Raw genomic sequence first — 14597 nt, forward strand, 5'->3', positions numbered from 1 at the left:
TCGAACCCGACCACATCGTCAAGTTAGACGGTGCAAGGTCAGCAGAGCCGCCCATGAATTCAGGAACAAGCTTACCGAATGCTTCCAGTGTGTTTTGAGACGCTTTACGTGACGCAATGTTTGCTGGGTTAGCTTGAAGATCAGCGATGATTTTGCTTGTTTCAGCTTCCCAGTTAGCAGGAAGATCACCCACCGTACGACGCTTAAATTCAGCCGCTAATTCAGGGTGAGCCGCTGCGTATGCTGCAAACTTCTCATCCCATGCTGATTCTTTAGTAGAGCCAGCTTCTTTCGCATCCCATTCTGCCGCAATGTCAGTAGGGATTTCGAAAGGACCGTGGTTCCAACCAAGGAATTCACGTGCAGCTGCGATTTCTTCAGCGCCTAGAGGAGCACCGTGACAATCGTGTGTGCCCGCTTTGTTTGGAGAACCAAAACCGATAATAGTCTTAGCACAAATAAGCGTTGGCTTACCTGTTTCAGCTTTTGCTGCTTCGATTGCCGCGTTGATTGCGTCAGCATCGTGACCATCAACCGCAGGAATAACATGCCAGCCGTACGCTTCAAAACGCTTAGGTGTATCGTCAGTGAACCAACCTTCTACTTCACCATCGATAGAGATACCGTTGTCATCCCAGAAAGCAACCAGCTTACCCAGACCCAGCGTACCCGCTAAAGAACATGCTTCATGAGAAATACCTTCCATCATGCAGCCATCACCTAAGAAGGTGTAAGTATGGTGATCAACAACATCGTGACCGTCACGGTTGAATTGGTCTGCCATTGCTTTTTCAGCAATCGCCATACCTACCGCGTTAGTAATACCTTGGCCTAGTGGGCCGGTTGTTGTTTCAATACCTGGTGCGTAACCGTATTCAGGGTGACCCGGTGTTTTAGAATGAAGTTGACGGAAGTTTTTCAGGTCGCTAATCGATAGATCGTAGCCTGTTAGGTGCAATAGTGAGTAAATCAACATTGAACCGTGACCATTAGAAAGTACGAAGCGATCGCGATCAGCCCATAGTGGGTTTTGTGGGTTGTGGTTCATGTGGCTGCGCCACAGTACTTCAGCGATATCAGCCATACCCATTGGTGCACCAGGGTGACCAGAGTTAGCTTGTTGTACACCGTCCATGCTTAGGGCACGGATTGCATTTGCCAGCACTTTGCGAGAAAGACCGTTATGTTCCATATTTATTTCACCAAAAAATTCAATCGATTCAGAAGTAAGAAAGCGGCTGGAAGGCCGCTTTCTGAAATTCAATAAAGTCTTATAGACGCTCTGCGATCATGACTTCAAGCTTACCTTGGTCAACCGCAAAGTTACGGATACCGTCAGCCAGTTTTTCAACAGCCATTGGGTCTTGGTTATGTTCCCATAGGAATTCAGCGTGCGTCATTGCTGCAGGGCGTTCTTTAGTGCCATTCGTGTCAATCAGCTTTTCAACCACTTCACCCGTTGCGTCTTCAAGTTCTTGAAGTAAGTTAGGGCTGATAGTTAGACGATCACAACCCGCAAGTTCAAGAATTTCGCCGATGTTACGGAAGCTAGCACCCATAACAACTGTGTTGTAGCCATACGATTTGTAGTAGTCGTAAATACCCGTTACCGAAACCACGCCTGGATCTTCAGATGGTTCAAAGTCACGACCTTCTTTCGCTTTATACCAGTCCATGATGCGACCAACGAAAGGAGAAATTAAGAATACACCCGCTTCAGCACAAGCACGTGCTTGTGCGAATGAGAATAGCAGTGTTAGGTTACAGTTAATGCCTTCTTTCTCTAGGACTTCAGCGGCGCGAATGCCTTCCCAAGTAGACGCTAACTTAATAAGGATACGGTCGTTAGTGATGCCAGCATCGTTATACATTTTAATAAGCTGACGTGCTTTGATTATGCTGCTTTCTGTATCGTAAGAAAGGCGTGCATCAACTTCTGTTGAGATACGACCAGGTACAACTTTCAGGATTTCTTTACCGATGTTAACGGCAAGCATGTCGCAGGTGTCTGCAACTTGCTGAGTTTTATCATTGCTTTGTGCTTTAGCGTAAGCAATAGAAGCGTCGATAAGAGGAGCATATTCAGCAATCTGAGCTGCTTTAAGAATCAACGATGGGTTTGTCGTAGCATCTTCAGGCTGATATTTACTGATTGCTTCGATATCGCCAGTGTCAGCAACAACAGTGGTTAGTGCGCGCAATTGTTCCAGTTTAGTGCTCATATGTCTCGACCTTCAACGTATTTGGGCTTGTCTCAATGCTAGCTTAAATTGGAGCCAGCAAAAGTATATTCACGAGTTCTTAACGTAATTCCTGCAAACCAAAAACATACTTGGTGAGCAAATGGATTGGCCAAGAACAATTGATGTGTCGATAATTGTCTTTTTGCAGGAATTTGTCAATTATCAACTGCATCAAAGCGTGTTTAGATCTCATTTTTTATCAGATACGTCCTGTTTTTCACTTAATTCGCTGTTTGAATGGACGGATTCACTGTTTGTTCAGCGCAGTAAATGAATGAGCAAGTGATCACAACTGTGATCAAATGTTCAGTATTGGTGAGTGATTACTGTTGATTATGAGATGTCATAGGAGTGATGGTAGATAAGTTATAAAGCGTATGGACCAAATGATAAGTCGATCCATACGCGATTATGATGTTTTTCTACTGCAGGTTTATATTGCTGTAACAGTGAGCTGTTGGTGAATTTCTTTGATTACGCACTGCAGTTCCTTCGCGAGTAATGCGATTTCGTTTTCTGTCGGCAATGCTTTTCTTTTGACGTGCTTTTCGACGTTTTGAGCGGCTTGACTAACCTTAAATGCACCTATGCTGCCTGATGCCCCTTTTAATGAGTGGCTAATTAACACCGCTGCATCAAAGTCAGACTGTTTCAGGGCTTGTTCAAATTTACTGACATCATTAGCGTGCTCTTGTGCAAACATCATTAAAAATTGAACAACGATGTTATGGTCGTCGTCCATCATGTCTAACAAAGTACTTAACTCGATGTGCTTAAATTGCGTTGGGTCGAGGGTTATATCGAATATATCGAATGAATGATCGGTGTCGCTTTGCTCACTGACTGGCTCAATATCGCGTTCGGTTGTAAGGATCTCAGCCTCTTCAATATTGTTATTCATCAATAGCGAACTAGATGCTTTCGCGGGCATTGTCGGCGTAATCTCTTCTGGTTCAGTTCTTAGTGAGGCCATGGCCGTAATCTTGCTTTTGAATCGTTGTAATGCATCCTGTAATTTACGTTCATCAAGTGGTTTGGTGATAACGCAATCTGCTCCCGCACGGAGCATGTTTCTTTGGGTTTCTTCAAATACATCGGCAGTACATGCAAAGATGGGTATTTGGCAAATAGCGGAATTAAGAGCACGAATACGTTTAGTGGCTTCAATGCCATCCATTACTGGCATGTGATTATCCATTAAGATCACATCAAAACATTCATGTTCGAGTATTTTGAGTGCTTCTACGCCATTTTCTACGGCGTGTGTATTAAAACCATATTGTTTAAGGAATGATTCGATGATGAGTACATTCAAATTATTATCTTCAACAATAAGCACTTTCAAATCAATAAAAGTACTGCGATCAAATTCAATTTCTTGTTGTTTTTCTTGCTTATAGTAGCCTTGTTCGACCACTAAAGTAATGGTAAACGTTGAGCCTTTGCCATATGCACTTTCTAACTGAATATCACCATTCATTAGGTTTGCTAGCTGCCTAACAATGCTTAAACCTAACCCTGTACCACCAAACCGGCGACTGGTTGATATTTCTGCTTGTGAAAATGGGTCAAAAATTTGCTGCATACGATCTTCAGCAATACCAATTCCTGTATCTTGAGCGGTGATAATGAGTTTTCTTTCTTTAGGGTTGTCGCATTGCCCTTGGTTTAACGACACCCTTACTTCACCTTTATCGGTAAACTTGATGGCATTGTTAATCACATTAAACAGGATTTGGCGAATACGAGATTTATCGGCAAAAAACCAACTGTTAGAGTCAAAGTAGCATTGAATGGAAAAATCGAGACCTTTCTCTTTTGCCAGTGAATAGTAAGTGCTTTCAATTGTGCCGACTAAATCTGTAATACAGAAATTGGCTTTATTGAGTTTGAATTGCCCTTGTTCAATTTTAGAGAAATCCAAAATGTCGTTGAGTATCGACATCATGTGCTTACCTGAATCGAGCAACGTCAGCAGGTGGTGTCTTTGTTCTTGTGTTAGGTCTGTTTTTAACAGTAACTGCGAGAGCCCTAGCATTCCATTCATTGGAGTGCGAATTTCATGCGAGAGGTTGGCTAAGAAGGTCGACTTTGCACGATCAGCGGCTTCTGCTTTTTCTAATGCTTGATTCAACCGTTGTGTATCATACGCAATTTTTGTCGCACCTTGATTCAGAGCTTCTTGCAGCACTTGAAATTCATGTGGACCTTTAAGGGTCTGCTGACTGGTGTAGTTACCAAGCTTAAATTGTGCCGCAAAACGCGCAAGTTTTGCCAGCGGTACGGTGATTCGCTTTGTCAGCACTATCGACAAAACCATGACAACACAAGCGGTAAACAATAATGCCAACATGAAATATCGGTAAAGATAATCGATCGCTTGGGTTGCGACATGCTGCGGAGTAATCGTTACTAATGACCACTGTGATTTATTGTTGAGTGTATTGAGAGGGGAGACTGTCGTAAGTAAATCGTCGCCATAACGATTGGTGTAATGAGAAACACCATATTGCATATTGTTCTCACTAAATGCACCCGTACTATAATTCTGTTTAAAGTCGTTGAATACTTGTAGTGACCGTCCTTGATTTTTACCAGAAAGAATCGTATTGCCTTCATTGTTGATGATAAAAACATATTCAGCACTGGCGATGTTATCGGTAAAGTAGGTTAAACTTTCATTAATCTCACTTAAAAGATATTCAACGACGAGGTAACGGTCTTCGCTCGCGGCTGTATCTGAATCATTGTTCACTTTCGTAATGAGTAGCAAGCAAGGTACAGAAATGAGATCTTGTGGCACCGAAATGAAGACATTATCGCCTGTCGCTGCCATTTGTTTAATGGCAGATTCAATGTTTATTAGGCCGAATTTGCGTAGTTCATTATGAAGAGTAACGGTTTCTAACGAGCGGGAGGAACGGCTAATAAAAAAGTCATCTCCTTTTTTCTCAACAAGGTGAATGGCATTAAAAGCTTGATCAACCTCAGTGAGCTTTGTCAGGTAGTGACTGATAAACCCTTGGCTGTCTGATGCAGGATATGACGCGATAGGTGCATCTTGTTCGAATATTGGTGAACTTGATAATACCTTTAAGCTTAATAATCGATTAGCGATAATATCATCGATGTTTTTGGCTGCAATGTTGGTGCGGCTACTGATCCCTTTTGCTATTTGTCCCAATGCCACAGTAGACAGTTTCTCACTGCTGATCCAGCTGTATAAGAAGGCTGGAATAATACCAACAGCTAACATGCTGGCTAATAAAATAGGTTTAATTTTGTTTGGAATTAACCGCATAACATCTCTTTTTATGAAATCCATTTCGATATCGAACGAAGGCACGTAGTGAGTACAAGCTAACCATAACGACGCGATTCACTGTAGCAATAACGATATTAACAATATTTATACATTTAGTATCGACTTGCTTACTAACAACTTTATCTATATCTCAATAATATGTGATGATACCGATGCTTATCTGTTGATTATTATTGTATGCCAAGAGGGGAAAGAAAAGCGGATTGCAAGGCAGACTTTAGGTATATGCCCGCCTTGCTGACAGAGGTTGTAAGGTTACGTGTGGTTAAAAGAATTAATTAAGCAACTGTTCCAGTGTTAATGGGGCAGGCGTGAGTCCAACTTGTTGAGCTGGCGTTAGTCCTGATCGATCTTGACGGCAAAGGTTATGCCATGCTCGATAAATATCCAGTAAAGGTAGCAAACCTGCAGGGCGAAGCTTACGACGAGGTTCATTCACTAATTGCGAAAATTGATCATGGAATCGTGTTTGGTATTCGCTAATACTGCGGTGTGATGCCAACTCTAGCCATTTAGCTTCGTTACCTTTGTCACCGCCTAAATGACTTATCCCTTTGTTTATTTCACCATGACGAGTAAATGCCCAGCGATCACGCCACCATCCCATTAATACGATATCAACACGTCCAGCCACTTGACCGCGTTGCCAGCCTGTATCTTCTACGACGTAAAGTGGGTTAATGGTTTTATTCTTAATTCGATCAATAAAAACAGAGACACATGCAGAGCGCAATAAGGTTTCTTGAGGCATAAATATTGCCAAGGATTCATTATATTCAAGCATTTGCGATAAGTGCAGATAATGCGCATAGACCGTATATTGTGGGCGGATTAAGCACCCTTTTGAAGGGTAATTAAACCGTGCAATATTACTGAGTGGATCTTCCATATTGGTGCGATCTAATACTTCACGATACATCGCATCAACGCGCGCTAAAATACCTTGAGGGTGTGATGATGGTACTTCTACCAATTTAGGCGCAGGAGCTGCCATAAAGCGGGTATCATTTTTATATGGGTCGTGACTTTCGCTCGGATTTTGGATATCACTTTGGTGATAATTAACATGCTGCCCGACGATATAGCCTGATGTGGCTTCACCGGTTGCAATCCATAACACACCATTATCACTCGTAGGCTGTAATGGTTTCATGTCTGTCGCTAAGCTGAGTGTTTGTGCATGTTTAAACAAGCGAGCATCAAACATCGAGAGCTGACGACGGCAACGGCTGGCAATGTGTGAAAGCTGATCGTAGAACGATTTTGGATTCATGCTCAAACGGCGGCAAATATCACGGACCGAATAGCCAGTGAAAAGCATTGCGAGTAACTTCTGTTGCACAAGGTGTTTGCCATTAAAGCCAGACCAGCGATCAACGAAGGTTGTTTGACAACATTTACAGCGGTAACGCTGTCGATCACCACTGTAACCAAAAGCATGATAAAGGTGACGATGCGTCAGAACGGGTAAACCAAGGTTATCGCAGTCGGGATTGCAGCAGGCGGGTAATCCACTACTTTGCGCGACTTTTAGGCGAGTGACTTCAGCGACTACATCATGATTATTTAATACTGGTGGAAAAGCACCACACTCACGACATATTAATGTAGGACGATTAGGGTTAGTACGTTGCATAACATAGTGGTGTTCATCTTTGGAACCAAAGTTTTTGCAACTGACAGTTTTGCAATGATTTAGCTGTAAAGATTCATATGCTGGAGGTAGCAAGGTATTGTCTATGTTTGAGTGAAGTGTTTTCATCATGACAGCCTAACCCTATCCTTGTGCTGGAGCAATAAGATTGGGGGAGAAGGGCACTGGACAAAAGGCAGTAAACCTTCTGTCCAGTACGGCATTAGCGTTGTGCAAGTTAGTTGTTATTTTGTATTAATCGCTGAGAAAGAATCGACATGATTGTTTTCCCAATTCAAATTGTGTAAGACGCCACATTTTACAAAAAGTTGAGCTGCGATAATGCTCAATAACAACCTCCTTGTGACACTAACTTTTCCCTTTTTCGTATTTCTGTTTTTTTTTGTTAATAGCGATGACATTGCGATTGTAATCAATGTCATTGATATTAATTCTGCGTTGGCAGAAGGGCGGCCAGAGAATCGGGGAAAACCCTAACCGCAATATTTTATTTTGACGTCTGAAGTTACGTAGCCTAGATGTTTACTGCTGTTTCTAGTGCCACATTCATCATTTCACCAAACGACTTTTGGCGATCTTCAGAACTTAGTTTCTCACCACGCTTAATGTGATCAGATACGGTTAGAATAGTCAGTGCTTTAGCACCTAGTTCAGCGGCAACACCATAAATACCAGCCGCTTCCATATCTATACCTAGCATGCCTAGCTTTTCCATCTTATCGAAAAGGCCTTCTTCTGGGCTGTAGAATAAATCGGCAGAGAAAATGTTACCTACACGTACATTCACGTTCTGTAGGCGTGCTTGCTGTACAGATGTTTCTAGTAAGTGGAAATCAGCGATTGCAGCGAAATCGTGGTCATTAAAACGAATACGGTTCACTTTAGAGTCAGTTGATGCACCCATACCGATGATAATGTCCATTAATTTAACGTCGTCGTGTACGGCGCCACAGCTACCAACACGAATGATGTTTTTCACACCAAAATCTTTGATAAGTTCATGAACGTAAATAGAACATGAAGGGATACCCATACCGTGACCCATTACTGAAACGCGCTTACCTTTGTAAGTGCCAGTAAAACCTAGCATGCTACGTACGTCACATACTTGTTTTACATCTTCCAAGAAATTCTCAGCGATGAATTTTGCGCGAAGCGGATCACCTGGCATTAAGACTGTTTCTGCAAAATCACCAAGTTCAGCATTAATATGTGGAGTAGCCATAATTAGGTCCTAGAAATTTGATTAGAATAGATGAGTCTGTAAGTTAATACTTACGAGAAAAAGCGTTCAATAACTGTTTGGTAGGCAACACCACCAAGGTAAACACCTACGATTCCCATAATGCCAGACAATACGGGTGGTGCCGGTAACGGCAGTTTAACCGCAGTAAAGAATGCGCCGACAATAAAGCCAGCAAAAATAGCAAGCATGATCTCGCTCATGTGTTTACCCTCTGTGTGTTACATATCTACATAAAAAAGTAACGGTAAATAGGCTGCTCTATTGGTCCGATTTTTATCGGAAGGCGCCTTTAATCAATGCCAATTTAAATTGGTAAAGCTTACCGTTTGTTGTGTGGCTAGTTTATGGAACTGCTCTTTCTTGTCTCGAGATCATGATCACATTTTCCTTTCTTCCCTAACAAAAATAGCACCTTGATAACCAAACCTGTTGAAAATGAGAGGGGAATCGTTTGCTAAAGCTCGATTTATTGGTGCTGAATAAATTATTAATGATGTTAGTATCTATTGTTAACTATTGAATTTAAATGGTTTTTGTTTTGATATTATGTGTGGTGAACAATATGAATACAAAATATTAATAATGTGATCTTGTAATGGTTTTCATTGGATATTTGCAGCAGATCATTATCTGTCTTGTGTATGGATAGATAAATGAGGAATAAAAATGACTATTTTGATTGCTCTGGTAAAAGTTGAGCTTGAGGGTAAATTGTTTTACCCGCCTTGATTGTTTCGATAACCTGAATGGTATCTATCTCGCCAGCAGCGACAGTGAGTGGATTTTTATCGAGTATGACAAGGTCTGCGACTTTGCCTGCTTCTAATGACCCTTTTTCTGATTCCTCAAAAAATTGGTAAGCCGCATTGATGGTGATCGCTTTCAAAGCTTGAACTGGTGATATTCGTTCATCGGTACCAATAATAGTGCCGCCCCGAGATAGTCGGTTGACTGCCGTCCATACCATGAATAAAGGGTTTAAAGGGGTCACTGAGAAATCGGTATGGTTAGTGAACCGTAATTCTTGTTTTAAAGCTGACTGCATAGGATTGGACGTAAAAGCCCGTTCTTTACCTAAACTATTTACCTGTGCATCACCCCAGAAAAAAGCATTGTTGCTAAAAAAACTAGGGATAAGCCCAAGCTTTTTAAACTGATCAAAGTGAGAAGGGCGCATGAATTGTGAATTGACCACAACATGACGTTGGTTTTGTTCGTGATTGATTTTGAGTTCATAGTTGACTTGAATGACAGTGTCGATTGCAGCGTCACCATTCGCTGAGGTGTATACGGGTAAACCCTGTTCAACACTATATTGATAAAATTGTTTGAATTTACTGTAAGGCATGATTGGCTCACTACGCCAAGCGGAATTAGTGTTATCCAGATTATCTGGGTCAGCATTTCCGGTTAAATACGGTTGGGTAAACCAGGCACCTTTGCTTTGTGGCGAGCCATCCATGATAAGTTTCATTCCCCCGAGCTTTAAATGATCGGAGTATTGCGCGGGTTCAACGCTATTTTTGTCTAGAATGCTTTTTATATCGGTGAATAAAGGCAGTGAAATAACATCGAGGAAGAGTTGTTTATTCACCGCTGCTTGTTGTAGTAATTCAAACTCTTTTTGTAACGTTGAGCTATCAACAATCGTTGTATAGCCATATTTTGCGTATTCCATTTGGGCTCGAAATAGAGAACTCAATAAGGCTTGTTCATCAGGTTTAGACAGCGTTCGATAAATAGGGAGAAAAGCAGCCTCCATCACTAAACCAGCGGGTTCGTTTGTGCCTTTGATCCGGTTAATAATACCGCCATAAGGAGTGGGTGTTTGTTCATTAATGTTGAAAGCTTCAAGCGCGAGTGAGTTCAGCACTGCACCATGGTTTGATACATGCATGATTATGACTGGATTATCGGGAAAGACAGGATCAAGTTCATTGATCGTTATGTCGTATAATTCTTCTAATGCGGTGGGATCGTAACCATAAGCGATGATCCATTCCCCTTTTTTGATCGCGTGTTGTTCTTTGTGTTTAAGCAATGCTGCGAGCAAATCTATAAAGTTTTCGATTATGCCAACAGGGGGAGCTGAAATATTCGCCCAATTATTAATTTTAAGGACGGTTGTAAAGTGGCTGTGAGCATCAATAAAGCCAGGTAGCAGGGTTTTCCCCTTTAAATCGATGACGGTAGTGTTAGCATTACGGTAAAAATTGATTGTCTCTACATTACCTATAGCAATGATTCTCCCATCTGTAATCGCAAGTGCTTCTGCTGTTTCAGGGATTGCCATGGTTAAAATATTACCATTCAAATAGATAGTATCGGCTGAGGAAATATTGTCGGCATGCTGGTGTTTATCATCACAACTTACAGTAATCAGTATTATGGCGATAATAGCAAAAACAATAAATAATCTGTTTAGCCTCAGACGTACATTTAATGGGTTATACATCTACATCACCTTCGCAATATTTTATTAGATCTTAGACGATAAATTCTTACTGCTGAGATTGGTAAAATAATCAAAGGTTGAGCACGAAACACAGGGTGTAAGTTGGCTTAGTTAATCAATATAGGCTAAAAGTAATAGATAGGAAAAAGCCTCTTTTATTTCATATTGATAGCTAAACGAAGGAACGTTGTAATGAAGAAATTATTGCTTGCTGCTACGCTCGCATTGACTTGCCTACCTGCTAGTGCCGATATACTAGGGATTTCTGTTGGTGCAAGTGCGGGTGCATCACGCGTTGACTATAAAGGTAACAGTGATACTGGGTATGAATATGGTATTAATGGTACTTACCATATTAATGATATTTTTAGTGTGAATGTCGGTATCGTTCAGGGTAGTGCTGATGTGGATGATGATATTTCATCATTTAAAAATGACATTGATTATACCGCTGTACCAATCACGCTTCGTGGTGATTTACCGTTATTGATTGGTAGCCTTTACGCTAAAGCTGGTACGAGTTATTACGATGTTGATATTTCAAATGCGAGTTTTAAAGATGATGGCTGGGGATTTACTGGCGGAGCAGGTTTTGTTTTAACATTAATCCCATTAATCGATTTAACCATTGGTTATGAGTATCGAGATATGGGTGAAGTTGAAAATAACGCCGTTGTTCTTGGTGTTGGCTTTAGACTTTAAATCAGCATATAAAGAAAGCCCATCAACTTGTGACAACGAGTTGATGGGCTTTTTTATGCGCTGTTGAATAGTAATTACAGGGCGTAATGGTACAGGCACTGCCCTCATACCGGGACGTAAGGTAAGCTGTGTAATGCAGGTAAGCCATAAGTTGTAGACGGTGTTGAACTTTGATTATTAACGCAATTTGTTAACAAATTAACATTAACACTACAGATGCATTGATTGTAGTTTTAAATGACGTTTTTTACTGAAAAAAAGTAGATAAGTTATTGTCTTATAATATTTGATATCAGCACAATTCTTGATTGTTATAAGCGAAATATAAGATTATTTGTTGGATTTATTTAACATGTTTTTTATAGCAGAAGAATTATGCATTTAATTCGGTATTTTGTGCTTCAGAATTAGAAAGCAATGCCGCTATAAGAGGTGAGTTAATTTTTTTGCTTGAGGATGTATGCCAGATTTTAGTATGTGGTTAGGATTACTTGGAGTACCACTGATTTGGGGAGTGGTCAGATATTCCTTTGTGGTGAAAAAGAACGAAGAGCAAGCAAAGCAACAAGCATTTAAAGATGAAAGATACCGATTAGTTTTAGAAAAAGCGAAGATCGCAGAGCGAGAAGAGAAAATTTTCAAAGCCCAAACGGGCCATGTACTCAGTCAGCTTTCGCTAGGAAAAGAATATGAATTGACCAATATTCGTGAAGCGCTTAATTGGTATAACAAAGCCGCTGTTTTAGATAATGATATTGGCCAAAATGCAATGGCACGATTGAGCCGTGCTGATATTGATGATCCGGATGGTGAAGCTAAATCTTTGTACTGGGAGGCGGTGGTAAAAGCAAAACGTAAAGATGAAGCGGCTTTGTTTACATTGGGAAAATTTTTCATTCAAGGAAGTGGTGTCGAGCCCGATATTGACGTGGGTATTGAAAATATTATTGCATCTGCCGAGATGGAATACGTTCCAGCGCAGCTATTTTTGGGGGATTGGTACGTTGCTGAGTCTAATTCACTTAAAGAACCACACTGTGCTTTTGCTTGGCGGCTACGAGCGGCAAAAAACAATGATATTAAAGGGTTTATTAAAACGGCTTACTGTTACCAGAGTGGCATTGGGATCGAAAAGAATCGGATCTATGCAATTTATTGGTTAGAGCGAGCAGCTGAACAAGGCAATAGTGAAGCGCAATATCTAGCTGCTCAAATGCATTTAGGGTCAAACGCGAATGATGCTGCGGTAGCCTATATATGGTTTTCGATTGCTTATGCGTCGGGTTATAAAGACGCTAAAAAAAGTCGTGATGAAGTGGTACAACACATTGGTATTGAATCGATTTTGAATATCCAGAACGTTGCTAAGTCAATGTATAAAGCTTTACGCGTACAACCTGTTGTATCACATTCTTTGATTCACCTTCTTGATCAGGTTTACGGGCGAGCTGGCTATCAACCAACAGATGAAGAACTGAACCAAATAATATTGGACTGTACCCAGCAAGGTAATATGTTACCGGAAACTGAACCAACGAAAGAGATTGTTACTGATATTCCGATTATTCCCATGTTTGCAGCTGAATCAGTAAAACCAAGTTCTGTGGTAACAAAGAGTGCTAATGTAACAACAAATGCTGTGGTAACAAAGAGTGCTAATGTAACAACAAATGCTGTGGTAACAAAGAGTGCTGAGGTAACAACGAGTGGGCAAGTAGCGGAAAAAAATGAGACAGCGACGAGCCAATACCAGCAGCAAAGTTGGGCATCATCTTGGGATTCGTTAGCGAATGAAACTGAAGAGAAAGCAGCTTCTAAGTAGCAAGGTACGGTTATAAAACGTGTGCTATTAGAATAAATTTCATATGGTCAAGAGGCTCATTCTTCGAGCCTTTTGGTTTAGTTATTCAGCTTTTCCCCTGATGAACGCTACGCTTAAATGTATTCTAATAACTGTGGCATCGCGTTGAGCTGTGTAACATTGGGATGTTCAATTTGTTCTGATTCTGGGGTCGCGAGAAAATGGAAAGTGCGAATATCTGCGTTAATGCCAGCCATTACGCCGGTTATCGTATCGTCAACGAAAATACATTGATGCAGCGGGATGCCCATATTCATTGCCGCAAGATGAAGTAAATCAGGTTCAGGTTTCCAACTGTTTGCTTCGAAGGCACTAAATAGCTTCCCATCAAAATATGGCAGTAAGCCTGTTAAACCCAATATGTGCTCAATTTTATGAACAGGAGCATTCGACGCGATACACATTTCATAATTATTGTTCGTCAGGGTGGCTAATAACTCAGGTACACCTTGTATGGGTTGTAAGCCCTTCTCAAATAGCTGATTACATTCTTGACGATATATCGGTTCAAGTACATCGAGAGAAATCGTTAATCCAGCTCGTTTGCAGGTTTCAGTTAGAATATCAGCCATCTTTCCACCTTGGAAATGACGCATACAATCGTCAAGGTTGAGTATTACACCAAACTTGGCAAAAATATTGACTAATGCTTGATTACATAGCTTTTCACTATCAACTAATGTGCCATCGCAATCAAAAATAACACATTGAATAGGTCTTTCTTTTTTCATGCTAACGGCTCCTAATTTCGTCTCCTTCTACACAGTTAATACAGCAAAATTATTTCCACAAGGTGCATATTGATGTTTTGTTATCTTTAAACGGTAAATCACCATTTTGAACGAAAAGTTTGCGATATTGAGCCATTCAAACATTCGTTTAGTTCTGTGATTAAAGGAAAGGGTGGGAAGAGGCGTTGTTAGCTTAAAATAATGGTTTCAATATAAAGAAATATCGACGATATACGTCAAAGTGAGATATTGTCGTTGTGAGTAACAGACTATACTTTTTAACAAAAGCAGATAACGGCAAAGCTGCCCACTTATTGCATTATGAAGATAGAGTGGTTCTTATCAGGAAGTGCCAATCAAAAAGTGCATCGATAAGGTTC

At 40.8% G+C, this 14597-nt stretch carries 10 protein-coding genes; 2 read left to right on the top strand and 8 right to left on the bottom strand.

Going from position 1 to position 14597, the window contains the following annotated elements; translation table 11 throughout:
* The 7 genes from C9J12_RS19175 to C9J12_RS19205 form a co-directional block, all read right to left on the bottom strand.
* On the bottom strand, positions 1-1192 hold a 1192-nt coding region (locus tag C9J12_RS19175; protein ID WP_265416157.1), incomplete at its 3' end, for a transketolase family protein.
* 79 nt (positions 1193-1271) lie between these two features.
* Positions 1272-2222, bottom strand: a complete 951-nt coding sequence (gene tal, locus C9J12_RS19180; RefSeq protein ID WP_107244178.1) for a transaldolase — start codon at positions 2220-2222, stop codon at positions 1272-1274.
* A gap of 454 nt (positions 2223-2676) precedes the next feature.
* Positions 2677-5544, bottom strand: a complete 2868-nt coding sequence (locus C9J12_RS19185) for a hybrid sensor histidine kinase/response regulator (RefSeq protein ID WP_107244179.1) — start codon at positions 5542-5544, stop codon at positions 2677-2679.
* 298 nt (positions 5545-5842) lie between these two features.
* Positions 5843-7333, bottom strand: coding sequence for a lactate dehydrogenase (locus C9J12_RS19190; protein ID WP_107244180.1), 1491 nt, complete (start codon positions 7331-7333; stop codon positions 5843-5845).
* A gap of 403 nt (positions 7334-7736) precedes the next feature.
* Entirely contained in the window at positions 7737-8447 is a 711-nt protein-coding gene (gene deoD / locus C9J12_RS19195; RefSeq protein ID WP_011220165.1) for a purine-nucleoside phosphorylase, read from the bottom strand.
* Between the two features lie 50 nt (positions 8448-8497).
* The gene (locus C9J12_RS19200) at positions 8498-8668 is read right to left on the bottom strand and encodes a XapX domain-containing protein (RefSeq protein ID WP_006228741.1); all 171 of its coding nucleotides are present in this window, start codon (positions 8666-8668) and stop codon (positions 8498-8500) included.
* A 470-nt stretch (positions 8669-9138) separates the two neighbouring features.
* A complete protein-coding gene (locus C9J12_RS19205; RefSeq protein WP_107244181.1) occupies positions 9139-10923 on the bottom strand; it encodes an amidohydrolase in 1785 nt (594 codons plus the stop codon).
* Positions 10924-11115: 192 nt separating this feature from the next.
* Here C9J12_RS19205 and C9J12_RS19210 point away from each other — a divergent pair, with 192 nt between their 5' ends.
* Together C9J12_RS19210 and C9J12_RS19215 are read left to right on the top strand one after the other, a co-directional pair.
* On the top strand, positions 11116-11625 hold the full coding sequence (locus C9J12_RS19210; RefSeq protein WP_011220167.1) for a porin family protein: 510 nt from the start codon (positions 11116-11118) through the stop codon (positions 11623-11625).
* A gap of 460 nt (positions 11626-12085) precedes the next feature.
* Entirely contained in the window at positions 12086-13447 is a 1362-nt protein-coding gene (locus C9J12_RS19215) for a tetratricopeptide repeat protein (protein WP_107244182.1), read from the top strand.
* A 113-nt stretch (positions 13448-13560) separates the two neighbouring features.
* Here C9J12_RS19215 and yieH read toward each other — a convergent pair whose 3' ends face one another.
* Positions 13561-14217 carry a 6-phosphogluconate phosphatase gene (yieH, locus tag C9J12_RS19220; RefSeq protein ID WP_107244183.1) on the bottom strand — a complete coding sequence of 219 codons (657 nt, stop codon included), beginning with the start codon at positions 14215-14217 and terminating at the stop codon, positions 13561-13563.
* Between the last annotated feature and the right edge of the window lie 380 nt (positions 14218-14597).

Source organism: Photobacterium frigidiphilum (assembly GCF_003025615.1).
GTDB classification, from domain to species: Bacteria; Pseudomonadota; Gammaproteobacteria; order Enterobacterales; family Vibrionaceae; genus Photobacterium; species Photobacterium frigidiphilum.